Genomic DNA, 19,355 nt, shown 5'->3' on the forward strand with positions numbered 1-19,355 from the left:
TAAAGTGTAATTTTTTTCGCAAAAGGTGCACTATACCGCGAATCTCTTAAAAGCTTAAAGTTTCATGCTATAATGAAAAAAATCAAATTTCATCCTCAATTGGAGAGAGCAGCCAATGAAGCTCATCAAATGGATTACGTCGAGCCTTAGGGCCAAATTGCTGAGCATGTTTATTATTCTTACCGCGGTTCCATTACTGGTGGTTGGTCTCATCTCCTATCAGAAATCGTACAACACGGTCTCCGACCATAGTAAAGCCTCAACCCAGCTTGTCGCGGATCAATTAGCCCGCAATATGGATATTTTGTTCGGGGATACCGAGAGGATTCTCGAGATGGGGAAAGATCCGCAGGTGCTGCAATTTCTTTATTCGCAATCGGAGACGTATCAGGAAGCCAAATCGATCCTGCAGACGTTCAAGTTCTACCGCGAAACCTATAAGTACGACAAAGTGCTGAACATATCGATGGTTAATTTTTACGGGAAAGGTATCAGCGAACGGAAAGGCGTCTTCCAGCTTGACCGAAATCCACTTCGCAATCCGTATTTTCAATATTTGACGCAATATCCCGATGCGGTCCTGCGAATTCCGGAATCATCCTCGTCCGATTCCAATCGCCTTGACGGGTTCACCTACCCCGGGCAGAATGCCTTGTCCATTATTGCGGCAATCAAGCAAAGGATTACCCATGAGGTGATTGGTTTTATCGTCATTGACCTCAATGAAGCGATGATTGACGATTTTCTCAAAAATACCGTCATCGGCAAAACCGGCTTCTTCTATATTAACGACCGGTACGGAACAACCGTGTTCCAGCCTCAGTCCCCTGCGGCCTCACCAGCTATTCTGGAACAAATCGATCAGGAACCGATGACCGCGGCAAGCGACAGCTTTGTTCTCTCCACCAAAGCAAAGCCTCAATTCATCGTGTACAGCACCTCTCAAATAACCGGTTGGAAAATTGTCGGCGTCGTGCCGTTTCAAGAAATTATCGCCGAAGCGAACGGCATCCGTCAGCTCATTATTGTCAGTGTTGCGCTTAGCGCGGTCTTTGCTTTAACGCTGTATTTCTTCCTGACGAACCGCCTGACCCACCCGATACAAATTCTGATGAACAAAATGCGCAAAGCGTCCGGCGGGTACCTCGATGCGAAGGTCACGCCCAGCGGGACCGATGAAATTGCCGATTTGGGTAACAGCTTTAACCGGATGATTGAAGAGATCAAAAGCCTGATGGAGAAAAACCGGCGGGAGCAGGAACAGAAGCAGATGGCGGAGCTGCGGACCCTTCAAGCCCAGATTAACCCCCATTTTCTGTACAATACCTTGGACTCGATTATATGGATGGCGGAAGCGGAGAAAAAGGAAAGCGTTATCAAGCTTGTCAAGGCTTTAGCCCGGTTTTTCCGGTTAAGCTTGAACAAAGGCCGGGACTGGATCTCCGTCAAGACGGAGCTGGAGCATGCCCATACTTACCTGGTCATCCAGCAGATGAGATATCATGACATTTTGCAGTACGAGATTAAGGTGGATCCCGAGCTGCAGGTCTACCCTATTCTGAAGATGAGTCTTCAGCCTTTGATCGAGAACGCCATTTATCACGGCATCAAAAACAAGCGCGGCCAAGGATTGATCATCATCAGCGGACATGTGGAGGATCGGGATCTGGTTCTTACGGTCGAGGATAACGGGATTGGGATAACCCCGGAGCGGCTTGCCGAGCTGCGGGAGGAACTCGAGCTGCCTGTCGATTCTCTTGCCGTTAAGCAGGATGATCAGGAAGGCGGCTTTGGCCTGCAAAACGTGCATCAACGAATCCGGTTGTATTTCGGCCAGCGGTATGGGGTTGAGATTGAAAGCGTATACCGGGAAGGCAGCAAGATTTCAATTCGCATTCCAAAAAAATAAGGATGGTCATAACGATGAAAAAAGTGATGATCGTTGACGATGAAATATTGATCCGCGAAAATATCCGGAGCTGCGTCGACTGGACGAAGGAAGGCTTTGTCTACTGCGGCGACGCACCGGACGGAGAAATAGCTTTACCGCTTATCGAGGAGCAGCAGCCCGACATTCTGATTACCGACATCAAGATGCCGTTTATGGACGGTCTTGAATTAACGGCCATTGTCCGGAAACAACTGCCTCATATCAAAGTTATTATTATGAGCGGCCACGATGAATTCCGTTATGCCCAAAATGCGATTCGCCTTGGTGTCGAAGACTACTGTCTGAAACCGGTTAGCGCCGCCGAGCTGATTGAGCTTCTCCGGAAGGTCAGCGTCAAGATAGATGAAGAGCAGAAACGGCTCAAAGGCCAAGCCATTACGAAGGAAAGGCTGCTCGCTGACCTCTGCGGCGGTTTAATAAGCACTTCGGAAGCGATTGAATCCGCTAAGGAGTTGAATCTCTCCCTATCCTCCCGCTTCTATGCCGCCGCTGTTCTGGATGTCAGGCCGGCTGATTCTGCCGACCAGCAGCTCTTGACCAGCGTCAGGAACGAACTAGATCGGCGGCTTGAACAACCGATCGAATGCTTATCGTATTACCGGAGCAAGACTGAGCTCGTCTATATCTTCAAGAGCAATTCCGCGGAAAGCCTGACGGGCTTTATCCAGACATTCAACTCCGATATCCGGTTACAGCTCGAGCAGCTGTTCGACTGCGAAATTTACGCCGGAATGGGCAGTCTTCAAGAGCGTATACACGGCATTCATATTTCTTGCCTGGAGGCGGAAGAAGACAAATATATTAGCCGGCTTACCCGGCTTAACCAGGCGTCGCTTCACGATATTCATGAGCCAATGAATATCGTCATTAACCGCAGTCAGTTCCTCGAGTTTGCGAAGATTGGCGTACCCGCAGAGCGGGATTCTTTTGTTAGGGAGTTTGCGGCACCGTTAAAAGCTCTTCCTTTTAAAAGCAGCTACAGCTTCTATCTGTTCAACGACCTCACCCTGGAGGCGCTGCGCTGCGCGAAGCAAACCTTCCGTACCGGTGCGGATCCGGGCTGCAGCGCCCCCCGGCTTCAGCAGGAAATTAAAAAAATAGCTTCTTGGGAAGAGTGCTGCTCTTATTTGAATGGCTTGCTGCAAGAGCTCTGGCAGTGGCGGTCGGAATCCTCGGACAAATACGGCGACGTTATCAAGCAAGCGAAGGATTACATTCAATCCCACTACAATAATGAACAATTATCGCTCAAGATCATGGCTGCCCATGTGAGGATCAGCCCTAGCCATCTAAGCAAAGTTTTCAGCCAGGAAACCGGTCAGACCCTTACCGAATATTTGACGCAGATCCGAATCGGCAAAGCGATGGAGCTTCTTAAGACGACCCGCAGCAAGTCTTTCGAGATTGCTTTTGAGGTGGGCTATAATGATCCTCATTATTTCTCCAATCTATTTAAAAAAATGACGGGCATGACACCCAAGGAATACCGCAATCAAGGAGAAAAGGATGAGACGGCATGAGACGGCTGACGCGCTTGTTTATGATTTTTACCTTGCTGCTTGCCGGTTGTTCCAACAATGGGACAGGAGAGCAGTCGTTATCTTCTGCTCAAGGCTCCCCATCGCCAAACGGCAGCTTTGCCAAGGATAAAACCTTCGGCATTATTTATCCGATGACTTATCCTACTTATGAGCTTATTACGCTTGACGCTAACGAAACCGCTGCGAACAACAACGTGGCTTTAATCGTTAATGCGCCGGATGAAGCGAACACCGAGCAGCAAATCCGCATTATGGAATCGATGATCAAGCAAGGAATTGACGGAATAGCCATATCCCCCGTCGATTCCGCGGCGCTTGCTCCCGTCATAAATAAAGCAGAGGCAACCGGAATTCCCGTCGTTACCTTCGAATCGGATGCGCCGGGCAGCAATCGCACCGCTTTTATCGGGGCAGACAACTTTATGACCGGGCGTCAAAGCGCCATGACGGTCAGCCGCCTTCTTGGCCATAAAGGCATGATCATTGTGGAGAACGGCATGGAGGAAATGCTGGGAATGCAGCAGCGGCTGGAGGGCTTTCTCGATTATCTGGCCCAGGAATCGTCCATAGACGTGCTGGAGGTTCATCATAATAAAGGCAGCGAGGAGCAAGCGATGAGCGATATCGAGACCATGATTGACGCTCATCCCCACTTTGATGCCATGGTAGGTCTCGACTATATCTCCGCTTCCGCATCTACTTTGATCTGGAAGGCAAAAGGGTTGAACCGGCTGGCCATATCAATGGGCATTACCTCCACAAACAAAGATGCCTTGATTAATGGCCAGCTTGCTGCCGTCATCTCTCAGAACGAGACGATTTGGGGTCGAACGATTGTGGAAACCCTACTCCGGGCAAGCAAAGGAGAGAAGGTAGATTCCATGCTGAATACGGGGATCACCGAGCTTAGCGCAGACCAATTGAAGTAACGCTCAAATGAAGATGGCGAACTCCATTGGAGTTCGCCATTTATTTAAACGGTATCTAGTCTGTACAAAGCGGCGCCATGCGGCGCAATAACCGAAGATAACGAGGAGCTTAGGGCGCCCAATACCTCTCCTGTCCACAAGTTCTTGATGCTTGCTTCTCCGTCCATACCCAAATCGCCGAAGGATACGGATACTTCCGTCTCTTCTTCGCCGGTATTAAACAAAGCCACATAACGTTCCCCGTTGCTTCCTTCCGCGGACCATACCACTCGATCGCCAATCCGCGATACTTGTCTTGCGCCAAAGCTGGTACGGTGCATATGCAGCACGTCCCAGTTCGTCAACAAAGTCAACGTCCATGCGTCATTATCGCGCATTTCGCCGCCCATCATAAGCGGGGAACGGAAAATCGTCCACAAGGTCATCATCGTCAGCTGCTCGTCGCGCGTGAAGTTGGTCATACGGTCCGGGTGCGAGCAGCGAACGCCGATGCGGCCAAGTGGAAGCATATCGCAATCCGGCCAATTGCCCGGCTTCGGACGCCCCTCCCAAGTTTTGCAGCGGTCGAACATGTCGAGCAGCAGCGGCCAGCGGTCCCAGAAGTCATCCGTCATCCGCCACAGGTTTGCGTTCTGTTCCAGGAAATCCGCATGCTTCACGGGCGCGGGACCAGGCGACAAGCTAAGCACGATTGGACGTCCGACATGGTCAATGGCTTTGCGGATCAGTTCAATCTCGCCGAGATGCGCTCCGCCATGCAGCCAGGAGTCGGCGATATCATCCACTTTGATGTAATCAACGCCCCACTCGGCGTACATTTCAAACAGCGAGTTGTAGTACTCCTGCGCGCCTTCCTTCTTAGCGTCCACGCCGTACATATCCGTATTCCAGCCGCAGAAGGAGCAGGTATGCGCGATATCTCGGGCAGTTAACGAAGTGCCTTTAATAGGCGTATTATCATGAACAGCCTGACGCGGTATTCCGCGCATAATATGAATGCCGAACTTTAATCCAAGGCTATGCACATAATCGGCAAGCGGCTTGAAGCCTTGACCGCCTTCAGCGGAAGGGAAGCGGTTCACTGCCGGAATGAGCCGGGAATAATCATCCATTTCAAGCCGGACGAAAGGACGGTAAAGATCCGACACGGCCCCCGGTTCGTACCACTGGATATCGACAACGACATATTCCCAGCCAAAAGCTTTCAGATGCTCCGCCATATAATCGGCGTTACCGCGTACTTCGTCTTCCCTTACGGTTGCGCCGTAACAATCCCAGCTGTTCCACCCGAGCGGCGGTGTTGGGGCAAATTCACGATGCTGCATAATGACCCTCCTGTATTTCAAGAATGAATAGGAATGAATTGCTCTATATCCCTATATTAATTCCTATTAGATCAGGTCATCTACAGTAATCTAGCGTCAATCATAGTAAAATATTGCGCCCCTCGACTATTGCTATTAGTCGAAATATACCCGGTTATAGACAAGCTGGCCTTCCCCTTGACGGAAATGACCCGGCGTCTCCCCCGTAATTTTGCGGAACCATTTAATAAAATAACTGCCGCCGGAATAGCCCACCTGCTCCGCGATCCGCTCCACGCTCCAGTCGGACTCCTTCAGCAGCCTGATCGCCTCTTTAATCCTCGTCTGATTCAAATAATCGTTAGGGGACATGCCTACCGTTCTGGTGAACAGGCGCAGCAGATGATATTTCGACAAGCTTAGCTGGTCGGCCAGTTGCTCCAGACTGATCATATTTTCGTAGTGCGCATCGATATAAGCGACTGCTTCTTTCACCTTAAGCGGCCACTCCCTTGTATCCTCCTTCGGAGCAAGCGCAAACCGGCATAGCTCGGAGATAAACTGGTACACATAGGAGGATGCCGTATACGGCTCCTTGATCCGGCCGGCATGAGCTTCTTCGTACATCTGCAGCAGCCTTATCGGACGGCTTCCCGTAGGCAGGAGAGGAGTTTCTCCAAGCTGCTTCTTTACCTCTTCCCAATTCGGGAGAATGAGAGAAGGACGAATTAATACAAATATAAAGGACCAATGCGATCCTTCCGGCGGAAAATAATAGCGGTGATCTCCGGGGATCTCCGTCAGAAAGGCTTGTCCTGCCTGGATACGAAAGGTCTCCGTCCCTTTCTCGTAAATGCCTTCTCCGTCAAACGTATATTGAAACAACAACAAGGGTCCGTCGTTCCGGGTCAATCCGTCCCAGCGGTAATGCTGGTCGCGAATGACATCTTGTCCAATCGCAAACAGATTGCATAAAGCCAGATGCTCCGGCATTGTAAAACGGAACCCAAATGTTCCCGTGCTTGTTAATTGACCTGCGTTCATCTATATTCCCCGCTTTATTCGGCTAGCCCGTCTAGCTCGCGGGCTGCCGCAAGTGCCTGCGTCCGGGAAGATACGCCAAGCTTGGCGTAGATCCTGGACAGGTATACTTTTACCGTGCCTTCCTTTAAAGCCAGCTTGGCCGCGATTTGTTTGTTAGGCGCACCTTGTCCGAGCAACTGCAGGATAAAGGTTTCCTGCTCCGTTAAAGGTTCGACCAGTACCGGTTGCGGTTGAGAAGGATTGTCCTGCTGAGGGAAGCATTCCAACAGCCGCTGCACGTAAGCAAGCGATACACTCGGCGATTCATTTTGTACGGCCTCTCGCTGCCGATGCTCCACATACATCTGAAGCAGCTTTTTCATTTGAATCCCCTCGTCAACAAAGCTGCGAATATAACCGTTCGACTCCCCGATGACAAGCGCTTCATGAAGAAGCTGCATTGCCGCGCCGCGATTGCCGCGCTGATATTCCGCGAGCGACTGCACAACGCTGATCTCCGTCCGAACAAGGAAGCAAGGGTCCTGTTCAATCGAGGACTTGATAAATTCCAATTGCCTCAAAGCCTCGGCTGTTTTCCCTTGCGCGGTCAGTATCCTGGCGTAGACGGTATACTCGGTCCAACGGTTGGATGCCGGTTGAATGCGGTCTGACAGGCGCAGCCAGGATATCTCCGCTTTGGCTTCCGCGAGATTGTCTTCCTTGACGTAAAGATGGGCACGGCTTGCGCGAAGCGGATACAGCCAGTGATACTCGCCTTTTTGGTCCGCCATTTGGACGGCTTCGTCAATCGCTTCATGCGCCTTCTGATACTGTCCGTTAGCGGCGTAAAGGCGCGACAGCGTAATCCGGTTAGGAATAAACAAGCCTGCCGTCTGCCTAGCCCTGTCGGATTGCTCGATTTTGCGAATGAGCTGCAGACTGTCGCTTTGCCTGTTCCATTCATAATAGCCTTCGCTTAGGGCTTGAACGACATATAAATTAATGAGCGATTGCCCCCACCCGTGCTGCTCCAGTACGGATACGAACCGCTGACCGATCCGTTCGGTATCGGCCGACAAAATGCCCTTCAAGCCAAAGGCTGTCCGCCTGACGAGCGGCTCAATCATATTGTAATTAAAGTTGTAGAAGATGGGATCCTCCGGCAGCACCCCTTGAAGCCGGTACCCGACAAACGAATCCCATTGCTCGTAACGCCCCGTATAGAAGAGCAGGTTCGATTGAAGGAACAGCATGCCTCCCTGCAGCGGTTCAAGCTCAGCAGCGGTATCGGGCTGTTCGTACATGGTTTCCAGCTTCTCTACGGTCTCCGCGGAAAAATGCATCTGCCCCAACAGCAGATGCGCGAATGCACGATACATTAATAAACTCGCCGGGATCGGGATATGTTCGGAGACCGCCTGTATGCGTTCAAGCAGCGAGGCTAGCTCGCCTTGTTTCAGCGCATCCGGAATGTATTGTTCCAACCTCTCCGCAGCTTCCTTGTAGCTTTCTCCGGCTATCGCATGGTCGATGGCCTTATCGAGCATCCCTCGGGCAGCAAAGGCCTGACTAGCCGCATGATGATATTTCAACCATTGCTCACGGCTTCGGGAGCGGAGACGGTTCTTCAAAAATTCGGCAAATAGCGAATGGTACCGGAACCAGCCGTTATAATTATCAAGCGGAATAACAAACAAATTGAGAATACGAAGCTGCTCCAGCATTTCGCGGCTGTCCGAGCGGTTAAACGCCTGATTGCATACCTCCGCGTCCATGCGCTCGAATACGCTGGTTTGAAGCAGAAAGTCCGTAACGCCCGGAGGCAGCTTGTCGAGCACCTCCTGGAACAAATAAGAGGAAACCTTTTCATTGCTTCCGTCAAAGCCAGCGATAATCCGGTCCATATCCTGCTGAGCCTGAAGCGAGATGGAAGCCAGTTGAAGCCCCGCAACCCATCCTTCCGTTTTTTCAAACAGCTTGCGGGTATGCCTTTGCTCCAAATAAATCCCTGCCGATCTGCAGAACTCTTGCGTCTCCTCTTGGGTAAAATGAAGCTGCTGCATGCCGATATCCGTCCGTTCTCCTCTCGCAAGCCATTTGGCCGCGTCAAAGGAGATTTCTCCCCGGCTTGCGATAATAATCCGGTGATGGGAAGGCAAGTATTCTATGAAATAAGACAAGCTGTTATGGATCTCCGCCTGCTCGATATGATGATAATCATCCAGCACGAGGGCTATTGAATCTTGAGTTGCGGCAAGTTCGTTCAGAAGCGTATCAATGATCGCATTTACCGTTGAACCCGACACAAGTGCTCCAACAGCGGAAAGCGAATCCGCTAAAGAAGATGGGCCTGTTTCCATATAAGCATTTAATACATACCGCCAAAATCTCGCTATATCATTATCTCTTTCATCCAGAGACACCCATGAGGTTTGAATGCGGGCGGATTGTGCCCACTGCGCTATTAAAGTGGACTTTCCGGAGCCCGCCGGAGCGCATACCGTCACCATTCGGCCCTGCATCCCTTGCTCCAGCGAATCAAGCAGCCGCTCCCGGATAATAAGATTTTTCTTAACAACAGGAAGCCGTATTTTTGTTTTTAATAGGATAGGTTCAGAAAATAACATACGCTCTCCTTCTAAGTCAGAAATATTATCTTTATTATACTGAAATTTCGACATTTTTTGCTCAAAAATAGTTTGAGAGGCTGGACGGATTAAACAGAAAAAACCATTACCTGTTTCGGCAATGGTTTTTCGCTCCACTCACTTTTAATTTTGATAGTATTCAATCATCCGCAGCAGCAGCACTGCTGCCTCCGCTCGTGTAGCTTGACCTGACGGCACGAATTTGCCGTCTCCTCTTCCTTGCAATATACCTGCTTGCTGCAAGGCGGCTACATAGCCGGCAGACCACGCCGGAATATCCGAGGCGTCGGAGAACAAAGCCTTCACCTTCTCCGGTTCCAGCGGCTTAATCCCCGCCGCTTTGGCCAGCATGGTCACAAGCTCTGCCCGGGTAACCTGGTCGTTTGGCCGGAACGAGCCATCCGCATAACCATTCACGATTCCGAATTCTTTTGCTCTGGCTATAGCTTCAGCTGCCCAAGCCGGAATTCCGTTTTTATCCGAAAAGACTAATTCCGGTGCTGCAGACCCGGATTGATCAATCACCGCATTCATAAGCATGGTGACGAATTCCGCCCGCGTGACTTGTCCTTCTGGCCGGAACGTACCGTCGTTAAAGCCATGAACGATTCCGCAGCCGTATGCATCCTTTACCGTCGTTTCCGCCCAATGTCCGGACATATCGCCGAATCGGGAGGTGCCGTCAGATACCGGCTTACATGCGACAAGCTCAAGCTTGCCGGGCTCTTCCGGCTCCACCTGAGGCGGATTGACCGGATTGTATCTTGTAATTTTTACGGTATACTCCTGTACCGTTGTCCCATCCTGAGCGGTAACGCGAACCGTAATGGTTTGAGTGCCAACTGCCAAATCAATGAATTCGCCCATCGGCTCTCCTTTTTCATCCAAAATGTCGGCTTTAGCATTCGCATCGCTTGGGACAGCAGTCACTTTCGTTTTCGATACCGAATACGTAACTCCCGCCGTATAATTCAACGTTGAGTCCTTGAACGGCTCGTTCATTTGGATATCGCTAAGCTTAAGCGTGCTTAAATTCGCATTGCTGGATACAATCTCAAAGCGATATTCGGGAGTTAAGCCGCTTTCATTGCCGGCAGCATCCTTTGCTTTAGCTTGAACGATATGCGCTCCAATTGCGAGAGCCTGGCTCGGTACAAAGCTCCACCTGCCGTCATCGCCGGCTTTCGCATTACCAACGGTGTCGCCATCCAGCTGAATCGTAATCTCAGCGTGCTTTTCCGCTGTTCCGGCAATTTCGGGTTTTGTCTGGTTTGTCTTTGAACCTTCATCCGGCTTATTGAAAAGCGGAACCGATGGGGCAGTCGTATCAATGACAAAATTCAGCTGTACGGCCTCTTCCTTCGCATTGCCTGCGGCATCGGCCACTTTGACCTTTACCTGATGGCTGCCGTCACTTAAACCATCCGAAGAAACAAAGGACCATTCACCTTCTTCATTAACTTGAAAAGGCTCCATTGCAGCTCCGTCCAGCGTTAATAAAATCCATGCTCCTGCCTCCGCATCCCCCCGAATGAGAGGTTTGTCCGTATTGAGCAGCGCCCCTTCGATTGGAGCCGCTACGTCAGCCCATTCGGGAGCGATTGTATCTATCGTAAATGATACTTCATCCGATTGAGGCCCCTTATTGCCTGCTTCATCCGAAGCCATGGCAGAAATCGAATGCTCGCCGTCGGGCAATTCCTCCGCAAGAGTAATCGACCATGCGCCAGATTCGTTGGCTTTTCCTTCAGCAGCTTTATGGCTATCTATATAAATAGTAATGGCCGCGTCCGCTTCCGCCGTACCCGAAATGGTCGTTTTGTTCACCTTCGTAACGGCTCCATCCTTCGGCTCAACAATAACCGGCGCTTCCGGTGCCTTGGTGTCTACCGTCCAAGAAACGGAAATTGAGTCCTCGCTGACATTGCCTGCTGAATCCTCGGCAACGGCTTTCGCGATATGAACCCCATCCTTGAGCGCCTCGGTTATCGGGTAATTCCAATTGCCGTTTTCGTTGGTTTTAATCGTTGTCACAGCCGTATCGTCCATATAAATCGTAACCTTCGAGCCCGCCTCTGCTTGTCCTTTAAGCACTGGCTTACTGCTGCCCGAAATAGCACCGTTTGCCGGGGCTTCAATAATCGGGGCTGCAGGCGCGGTAGAATCAATAATAAACACCAGTTCAACGGAATCTGCGGAGGCATTGCCCACGGAATCCCGGATCGTAATCCGCACATGATGAATACCATCCGCTAACGAGGACACCGGCTGGGCCTTCCATTTCCCTTCACCGTCGGTAATGACGGCCGGCAGCGCTTGATCATCGATTTGAATTGAAACTTCGGAGTTTGCTTCGGCAGTGCCTGAGATTGCCGGTTTGTTATCGCTCGTAACCTCATTGTTCTCCGGCGTCAATACGACAGGCAATACCGGCGGAGTCCGGTCAATGCGGACTGTCGCTGCCGCGACAGAGCTGATGTTACCCGCTTTGTCGATCGACCTCGCACTGATCGTGCTCTCTCCTTCCGCCGTAACCGACAGCTCTCCTTCATAGTTCGTCCAATCCTTCGCTCCGGCACCCGTAATGCGGTATTCGGTACGGTCAAGGCCGGATTCACCGCGATCGGAGCCTGCCGTAATGGTTACCTTCACGGCGTTTGCCGATGTCCATTCCTCCGTATCGGGAACAACCGCCGGAGCATCGGGTAACGATCGATCGATTTGTACCTTTCCTTCCCGAACCTCTCCGACATTCCCTGCTTGGTCAATGGTCCTTGCGCTGATCGTCGTAATGCCCTCGGCATCAATGCCAACCGTTTCGGAATAGACCGTCCAATCCTTTGTCGCTGCTCCGGATAAACGGTACTCCGTTCGGTTTACTCCCGATCCTCCTTGGTCTTCGCCGGGCAAGATCGAGACCATCACCTTATCCGCCGAAAGCCAACCGGATTTATCAATGACTATGCCCGGCGCGGTTGGGGCTGTTTTATCCAAAAATACGCTTGTGTCAGCAATGTCGCTTATATTTCCTGCCTGATCTACCGTTCTCGCGTGAATCGTTGTCCGGCCTTCGGCCGTCACGGTAAATTTTCCGTTATAGGGTTTCCAATCCGCATCAACTGCTCCAGTCAAACTATACTCGGTAATGCTTGTGCCCGATAAAGGATCTGTCCCCGGCGTGATCGTAACGTCAACGCCCGAGTTCGTCCACTTGTCGGCGGAAGCCTCTATTTGAGGATGCTCCGGAGCGGTTCGGTCAATCTGAACGGTCGCTTTGGAAGCTGTTCCTTTGTTGCCTGCTTTATCTATCGTTCTTGCAAACACCTCGGTTTGACCTTCCACGGTTATGATAATGGGGCCCGTGTAAGGCTTCCAATCCGAATTGGCAGCACCGGACAGGCTGTACTCCACTTCTTTCACACCGGATCCTCCGTTATCGGTTCCCGCTGTTGCGGTTACCGTTACACGATCTCCCGCATTCCAACCGGATACGTCGGGAGACAGCAGCGTTTCACCAGGCGACGTAAAATCAAGCCCTTGCCATTCCTCGGATTCTTCGCTTATGTTCCCTGCCTTGTCTACCGTCCTTGCCGTAACCGTCGTTTGGCCTTCGACCGTAAGGTGAATCGGTGCCGAATAAGAAGTCCAGCCCAGCGTGGTTGCACCGGACAGCTTATACTCAACGCGATCGACCGAAGAGGCGCTATCCGCACCGGCAGTTAGCGTTACGGTAACGTTAGCTCCCGACCAGCTTCCGCCTGTGGGGCTTATAACCGCAGCTGCGGGCGGAGTCCGGTCCAGCTTCACGGTTCCTGTCGATACGGGACTAATATTGCCTGCTAAGTCTATCGTTCTTGCACTTATCGTTGTCTGGCCTTCGGCAGCGATGGATATCTGGCCTGTATACGTCGTCCAGGTAAGCGTAGCGGCACCGGTTAAACTATACTCCGTGCGCCCGATTCCTGAGCCACTATCCGCTCCTGCCGTTACGGTAACTTTAACGGAAGCGGCATTCGTCCAGCCTGTCACATCCGGCGCAACGTTTGGCGCCGCGGGTTTTGTTTTGTCGACCTTGACCGTAACCGGAACCGCTATACTCGTATTGCCGGCATTATCGGTTGTTCTTGCTTCAACCGTTGTCTGGCCTTCCGCGCTTATCGATAGAACACCGGTATACGTTGTCCAGTCTTTGGTTATTGCACCGGACAGCTTGTATTCCGTTTTGTTCACGCCTGATCCTCCCGCATCGGTTCCGGAGGCAACCGTTACCGATACATTAGACGAGCTCCAATCTGATGCCGAAGCTGTAATGACCGGGGCGGTTGGTTTTGTCTTGTCTATGGAAACGACCGTCGTTCGTTCGGTACTTATATTGCCCGCCTGATCAACGGTCCTGGCGTGAATGGTTGTCTGGCCTTCCGCGCTGATTAACACGGTACCCGGGTAGGTAGCCCAATCCACAATTGTTGCTCCGCTAAGGCTGAATTCGGTTCGTGCAGCTCCCGAACCGCCGTTATCCGTTCCGGCTGTAACGGTAAACGTTACGCTCAAAGCGGACCATGTGCCGTTAGAAGGCGTTATAATCGGAAAAGCAGGCTTGGTTCGGTCAATTTTTACAACCGTTGTCGAGATGGAACTGATGTTATTGGCGTTATCCACCGTTCTGGCGCTTAGCGTGGTCTGTCCTTCCGCACTGATCGTTACCTTTCCGCTATAGGTCGTCCACCCAAGCGTCGTTGCACCGCTAAGACTATACTCGGTCCTGTTGACGCCGGAGCCTGTATCCGCCCCCCCGGCGACAGCAACCTGAACGGACGCGGCATTTGTCCAATTGGCCGTATCCGGCGTTACGACAGGTGCCGTTGGCTGGGTTTTATCCACCTTTACGGTTACCGTTTTGCTCGTTCCGATATTACCGGCATTATCAATGGTTCTTGCTTCAACGGTGGTCTGTCCGCTCGCCCCAATTAAGATCGGACTATTATAGGTCGTCCAATTCAGGTTAGAGGCGCCTGTCAGCCTATATTCGGTCCGGTTAACGCCGGAACCTCCCGTATCCGTACCGTCCAGGATAGCTACCGTAACATCCGTACTGCTCCATGCTCCCGATGCCGGGGTTATTGCGGGGGCTGCTGGCGGCGCCATATCAATCCTAATAACAGCAGTCCCTTCGCCGCTTATATTGCCGACTTGATCAATAGCCCTCACATGGATCGTCGTCTGCCCTTGCGCGAGAATCGAGAACCCGGCGGTATAGGTATTCCATGCTTGGGTAACGGCTCCGGAGAGGCTGTATTCGATCCGGTCTACACCCGAACCTCCCGGATCCGACGATGACGAGAACCAAGCCGATACCGAAGTTGAACTCCAGCTCGTTTGCGACAGGCTGATCGTTGGCGTTGTCGGCGGCGTCCGGTCAATCTTGACAACCGCGGTTGTTACAGCGCTTATATTCCCGCCATTATCTACCGTTCGCGCGGATATCGTTGTTTGTCCCGAATTTGAAATTCTTACCGGATCGGAACCGTTATACGGGGTCCAGCTTGCGGAAGTCGCGCCGGATAAACTGTACTCCGTCCGGTTAACTCCCGTTTCCGCATCCGTTCCCGGCACGATGGACACGTCCACATCGGAAGCGCTCCATGCGCTGCCGACTCCCGTTATGGTTGGGGCGGACGGCGGGTTAAAATCGAAGGTCAGCTTATACAGTTTTGTATTCAAATCATAGGTTGAATCATTGTATCCCCCAACGACGTATACGTCCGATCCAACCGCCACTAGACTGGCATTTTCCAATTGATCCGGATTCGGGACATCCGATTTCCAAGTATTTGTGGAAGGGTCGTACAGCGCAAAAGTTCTATTGCCCATAACTAATACTTTCCCGTTATCGAGAGTCACTTGCGAATGCCTGAAAAAAATATCCCCGGCGTTATAAGGCATCTGAGCAGCTCTGGTCCAAGTGTTTGCTGCGGGATCATAAATATAGGAGTCAAAGGAATAGACATAACCGCTAAGACCGCCGGTAAGCAACACGCGTCCATCCTTCAACGTACTCTGAGCTGCTCCGTAAATACCGATAGGCAGCGGGGCAGCCTCATCCCAACGATCCGCAGCGGGATTATAGATGTACGCGTTGTTGTACAAGGTGGAGCCCAAGCTTGGGGAATAAATCTCGTTCGCTCCGCCTACGGCCAACACGCGGCCGTCAAGCAGCGTGCTCTGGGAATGTCCCAGCACCGTATGCGGGAAATTCGCCGCATTGGTCCAAGCGTTTGCGGAAGGATTATAAATGCGGACAGCATTGTTGTAGACGTAGCCCACATTATTCATGAACGCATTCCCTCCAATGGCAAGCACGCTGCCGCTTGGCAGCATGGATTGCGCGTGATAAGCCACCGGCAAAGAAGGCGCATTGGAAGACCAGGTTTGAGTAACCGTATCGAAGACGTACGAATTCTTCGAAAAAGAATTGTTTCTTGCGTTTTGTCCCCCGGTTAAGAGGATTTTATTTCCCCCAACCGCGCTAGCCATAGCTCCGGAAAGCGTCTCCGGCGGGATAAAAGACGATGGCAGCTCTTCAACCGACACAGCGGCAAATGCTGTTTTTTCACCTCCAGTCGGCAAAAATACGAAAGCTATTGCGATAAGCAACAGCATGCAGCTTAATTTACGAAACACGATCTTCGTCCTCCTCTAACTGAATGAGCAGGACAAGCTTAGCAAATATCATTTTCAGAGCCAATTAACTTTAGTTAACTGCATCAAATAATTTTTTATTAATCCCTTGCCGACTCTCGGAATTGCCCCGGCGTAAGACCGGTTACCTTCTTGAAAAGGTTATGGAACGTCGGCTCGCTCTGATAACCTACCAATTCTCCTATTTCCTTCACCGGCCGCCCGGTCATGATCAAGTAGCGCTTTGCAGCTTCCATCCGGCACCGGATCAGGAATTGGATGACGGACATCCCCACTTCCCGGTGAAACAAATGAGACAAATAGTACTTGCTGACGAAGGTGACTTTAGCAAGCTGTTCCAGCGTGATAGGCTGCTGATAGTTTTCCTCGATGTAGCTTCGGGCCTTTAGGACAGCCGCTTCCGCAGGCTTGACGAGCCTTCGTTCCGTTGATTCACCCGGTATTTGGCGCGCCAGCCGCACAAGCATTAGTCCGAACAAATGGTTGGCTGCCGCCCTGGATTCCGCTAACCCGGAATGCAGCTCGGCCAGGCATTCCCGCACCAGCCTTGCGAACTCCTCCATTTCCCCCCCTAGTTGTATGACAGGCGTCTGATCCGATTCGAGGAAGTAATCTTGAGGGCATCCCTTCGCCTGCAGACCTTTAAAAGCAAAATAAGTAGCTCTGAAGGGATACTGCGTTGACCATTCTTCATGCCATATCCCACGCTGGTACAGCAGAACGGTTCCCGGCCCAACCTCGTACGACCTGCCGTCGACAACAAATGTCCCTCTGCCTTCTTCAACCCATAGCAGCTCGCTGAATGACTCATGCCGGTGAAGAGGATGCTGAAAGGGACTTGCTTCATGACAATCGAATTCGCTGCCTCCGATCAGTGAAGCCGGACTTAGAACTCGCGAAGACACTCCCATCCTTTTCCCTCCTATTCGCAAGAATGAATAGCCCGTTTCGCAAGATAACTCATTGAGAACAGGCTAAATTTCCGTTATTTTCTAGTTAATCGCGATTACTTGAAATATAATCGTTTCTCCACTCTATTTGCAATAAGCAATAGCTATTATTAGGAGGTGTCCTCATGCTGGAGTTTAAGAAACGAAAGCTCTCGGATGATAAATTCGAGGCATGCGCCGTATTTGACGTAAACAACGACGGTGTGCCCGACATTATTAGCGGGGCTTACTGGTACGAAGGACCGGGATTTAACCGCAGACACCGGATCTGCGAGGTAGCGGAAATCGGCGAATATCACGATGATTTCTCCGACTTCCCCATGGATGTAGACGGTGACGGCTCGACTGATATCATCACGGGCTCCTGGTTTACCGAAACGTTAAGATGGCGCCGCAATCCCGGTACTACAGGAGAAGATTGGAAAACGACCGACATTGACCGATGCGGCAATATAGAGACGATCCGATTTAACGATATCGACGGCTGCGGCGTGCCCGAAATTTTCCCCAATACCCCAAACGAACCTCAAGCTTTCTATAAGTTGTTGCGCGACGCCGATGGCAAAGGGACCGGCCAATTCCGAAAAATAATAATCGGAGATGCTCCAAGCGGGCATGGCATGGGTTTTGTCGATATTAACGGGGACGGCCGCGTTGATCTAGTCCTAAGCGGAGGCTGGCTGGAGCAGCCGGAAGATCCGTATCGGACGCCTTGGGTATTCCATGCCGAATGGTCGCTTGGCTCAGCCAGCGTGCCGGTCATCGGCCATGATGTGAACGGCGACGGTCTCGTCGACCTGATTGTAGGTCAAGCGCATGATTACGGACTCCACTGGTATGAGCAGCGCCGGACGGAAGACGGCTCCCGCAGCTGGATCCGCCATACGATTGACGGTACCGCTTCCCAGTTCCATGATCTTTGGCTGGTTGACCTCGATCTCGACGGCAAGCTTGAGCTTGTTACAGGCAAACGTTACCGTGCCCATAACGACGGCGATCCGGGAGCGCATGATCCGATTGGCATTTATTACTACACCATTAATAACGGACGATTCGACAAGCATGTTATCGATTATGGACCTGCAGGTGAAGCTTCCGGCACGGGCATTTATTTCTGGATTCAAGATCTGACGGGCAACGGTTATCCGGACATTGTCGCGCCAGGCAAGGACGGGCTTTATTTATTCGAAAATATCGGACCGGCAAAGGAGCGATTACGATGAGCACAAAGCTGCGTATCGGTTTTGTAGGCGTAGGCGGAATGGGGCAAATGGCGCATTTGTCTAATTACGCCGTGCTGAAGGAGGAATGCGAGGTGGTTGCCTTGGCGGAGCCGCGGCAGCAGATGGCCCGGCTCGTAGCCGACCGTTATGGCGTATCGGAGGTTTACGGCAGCCATCTTGAGCTGCTGGAACATGCATCGGTTGACGCCATTGTTGCGCCTCAGCCCTTCCGTAACCATGCGAATGTTATTCCGGATATTTTGCGGGCTGGCATTCCGGTTTTGACGGAAAAGCCTCTGTCTCTTACGGTGCGGGAAGGCGGCAAAATGGTACGGATAGGCGAAGAAAGCGGCACGCTTCATATGATTGGTTACCACAAACGTTCGGATCCGGCGGTAGAATACGCCAAGCGCGTTATTGAAAAATGGAAAGCATCCGGCAGCTATGGCGAACTGCAATATATCCGGATTACGATGCCGCCGGGAGATTGGGTTGGCGGAGCAGACCAGCCGATTGGCAGCGATGAGCCTTATCCCACGCTCCTGCTGGAACAAGTTCCCGACGGATATACGGACAAAATGACGCAAATGCTGGACAGCTTCGTCAATTATTATATCCATCAGGTGAATATGTTCCGCCATCTGCTTGGAGAGAATTACAAGCTTACCTTCGGCGACCGCCGCGGTATTATGCTAAGCGGCGAGAGCGACAGCGGCGTTACGATTACCTTGGAGATGGCTCCTTACCACACCTCCCACGAGTGGGAAGAACAGATTCTCGTAGGTTTCGACAAGGCTATGTCCGCATTGATCTGCCTGCCCCGCTGGCACGCCAACGCGCGGGAAGAGTAACGATCAAGAAAGACAACGCTTCCGCCGACGAAGCTCTTACTTACGAGCCCATTCTGCCGAACGTCTCCGCGATGCGCAATCAGGCACGTTATTTCCTTGCCGCCGTCCGCGGCGATCGGCCGGCGCCTTGCACGGCTAAGGAAGCGCTGCAGGATTTGATATTTGCCCAATCGTATGTGGAGTATATGAACCGGACCTATCCGGAGAACCTGCCGGGATACTAAAAAAACGCTGCT

Annotated in this window: 11 protein-coding genes; 6 read left to right on the forward strand and 5 right to left on the reverse strand. The window is 51.7% G+C overall.

Annotated features, from left to right (window positions below; all coding sequences use genetic code 11):
- The first annotated feature begins 115 nt into the window (after positions 1 to 115).
- Genes PGL01S_RS14155 through PGL01S_RS14165 form a run of 3 tightly spaced genes read left to right on the forward strand, consistent with a single transcriptional unit; the run spans position 116 to position 4,421 of the window.
- Positions 116 to 1,909, forward strand: a complete 1,794-nt coding sequence (locus PGL01S_RS14155; RefSeq protein ID WP_127495259.1) for a sensor histidine kinase — start codon at positions 116 to 118, stop codon at positions 1,907 to 1,909.
- A 14-nt stretch (positions 1,910 to 1,923) separates the two neighbouring features.
- Positions 1,924 to 3,471 carry a response regulator gene (locus PGL01S_RS14160; protein ID WP_164775465.1) on the forward strand — a complete coding sequence of 516 codons (1,548 nt, stop codon included), beginning with the start codon at positions 1,924 to 1,926 and terminating at the stop codon, positions 3,469 to 3,471.
- The gene (locus tag PGL01S_RS14165; protein ID WP_127495261.1) at positions 3,468 to 4,421 is read left to right on the forward strand and encodes a sugar ABC transporter substrate-binding protein; all 954 of its coding nucleotides are present in this window, start codon (positions 3,468 to 3,470) and stop codon (positions 4,419 to 4,421) included. The genes PGL01S_RS14160 and PGL01S_RS14165 overlap by 4 nt, the downstream gene beginning before the upstream one ends.
- 44 nt (positions 4,422 to 4,465) lie before the next feature.
- Here PGL01S_RS14165 and PGL01S_RS14170 read toward each other — a convergent pair whose 3' ends face one another.
- From PGL01S_RS14170 to PGL01S_RS14190, 5 genes are all read right to left on the reverse strand, one after another.
- A complete protein-coding gene (locus PGL01S_RS14170) occupies positions 4,466 to 5,746 on the reverse strand; it encodes a glycoside hydrolase family 27 protein (RefSeq protein ID WP_127495262.1) in 1,281 nt (426 codons plus the stop codon).
- A gap of 135 nt (positions 5,747 to 5,881) precedes the next feature.
- Positions 5,882 to 6,769: an AraC family transcriptional regulator gene (locus PGL01S_RS14175; protein WP_127495263.1), complete on the reverse strand. Its 888-nt coding sequence runs from the start codon at positions 6,767 to 6,769 to the stop codon at positions 5,882 to 5,884.
- Positions 6,770 to 6,783: 14 nt separating this feature from the next.
- The gene (locus tag PGL01S_RS14180; RefSeq protein WP_164775466.1) at positions 6,784 to 9,375 is read right to left on the reverse strand and encodes a winged helix-turn-helix domain-containing protein; all 2,592 of its coding nucleotides are present in this window, start codon (positions 9,373 to 9,375) and stop codon (positions 6,784 to 6,786) included.
- A gap of 144 nt (positions 9,376 to 9,519) precedes the next feature.
- The gene (locus PGL01S_RS14185) at positions 9,520 to 16,077 is read right to left on the reverse strand and encodes an OmpL47-type beta-barrel domain-containing protein (protein ID WP_127495265.1); all 6,558 of its coding nucleotides are present in this window, start codon (positions 16,075 to 16,077) and stop codon (positions 9,520 to 9,522) included.
- Between the two features lie 98 nt (positions 16,078 to 16,175).
- A complete protein-coding gene (locus PGL01S_RS14190; RefSeq protein ID WP_127495266.1) occupies positions 16,176 to 17,006 on the reverse strand; it encodes an AraC family transcriptional regulator in 831 nt (276 codons plus the stop codon).
- Positions 17,007 to 17,170: 164 nt separating this feature from the next.
- Here PGL01S_RS14190 and PGL01S_RS14195 point away from each other — a divergent pair, with 164 nt between their 5' ends.
- The 3 genes from PGL01S_RS14195 to PGL01S_RS31115 all read left to right on the forward strand — a co-directional run bounded on the left by PGL01S_RS14195 (position 17,171) and on the right by PGL01S_RS31115 (position 19,343).
- A complete protein-coding gene (locus PGL01S_RS14195) occupies positions 17,171 to 18,268 on the forward strand; it encodes an FG-GAP repeat domain-containing protein (RefSeq protein ID WP_127495267.1) in 1,098 nt (365 codons plus the stop codon).
- Complete coding sequence (locus PGL01S_RS14200; protein WP_218032366.1) at positions 18,265 to 19,119, forward strand: Gfo/Idh/MocA family protein; 855 nt, start codon at positions 18,265 to 18,267, stop codon at positions 19,117 to 19,119. Before PGL01S_RS14195 ends, PGL01S_RS14200 begins: the two co-directional genes overlap by 4 nt.
- 71 nt (positions 19,120 to 19,190) lie before the next feature.
- Complete coding sequence (locus tag PGL01S_RS31115; protein WP_218032367.1) at positions 19,191 to 19,343, forward strand: hypothetical protein; 153 nt, start codon at positions 19,191 to 19,193, stop codon at positions 19,341 to 19,343.
- Positions 19,344 to 19,355 lie beyond the last annotated feature (12 nt).

The organism is Paenibacillus glycanilyticus NBRC 16618 (assembly GCF_004000805.1).
Classification (GTDB): domain Bacteria; phylum Bacillota; class Bacilli; order Paenibacillales; family Paenibacillaceae; genus Pristimantibacillus; species Pristimantibacillus glycanilyticus.

Excerpts from the sequence above, each read along its gene's own strand:
- PGL01S_RS14155 (WP_127495259.1), top strand. The coding sequence starts at position 116 with ATGAAGCTCATCAAATGGATTACGTCGAGCCTTAGGGCCAAATTGCTG.
- PGL01S_RS14180 (WP_164775466.1), bottom strand. The coding sequence starts at position 9,375 with ATGTTATTTTCTGAACCTATCCTATTAAAAACAAAAATACGGCTTCCT.
- PGL01S_RS14200 (WP_218032366.1), top strand. The coding sequence starts at position 18,265 with ATGAGCACAAAGCTGCGTATCGGTTTTGTAGGCGTAGGCGGAATGGGG.
- PGL01S_RS14165 (WP_127495261.1), top strand. The coding sequence starts at position 3,468 with ATGAGACGGCTGACGCGCTTGTTTATGATTTTTACCTTGCTGCTTGCC.
- PGL01S_RS14175 (WP_127495263.1), bottom strand. The coding sequence starts at position 6,769 with ATGAACGCAGGTCAATTAACAAGCACGGGAACATTTGGGTTCCGTTTT.
- PGL01S_RS14195 (WP_127495267.1), top strand. The coding sequence starts at position 17,171 with ATGCTGGAGTTTAAGAAACGAAAGCTCTCGGATGATAAATTCGAGGCA.
- PGL01S_RS14160 (WP_164775465.1), top strand. The coding sequence starts at position 1,924 with ATGAAAAAAGTGATGATCGTTGACGATGAAATATTGATCCGCGAAAAT.
- PGL01S_RS31115 (WP_218032367.1), top strand. The coding sequence starts at position 19,191 with ATGCGCAATCAGGCACGTTATTTCCTTGCCGCCGTCCGCGGCGATCGG.
- PGL01S_RS14190 (WP_127495266.1), bottom strand. The coding sequence starts at position 17,006 with ATGGGAGTGTCTTCGCGAGTTCTAAGTCCGGCTTCACTGATCGGAGGC.
- PGL01S_RS14170 (WP_127495262.1), bottom strand. The coding sequence starts at position 5,746 with ATGCAGCATCGTGAATTTGCCCCAACACCGCCGCTCGGGTGGAACAGC.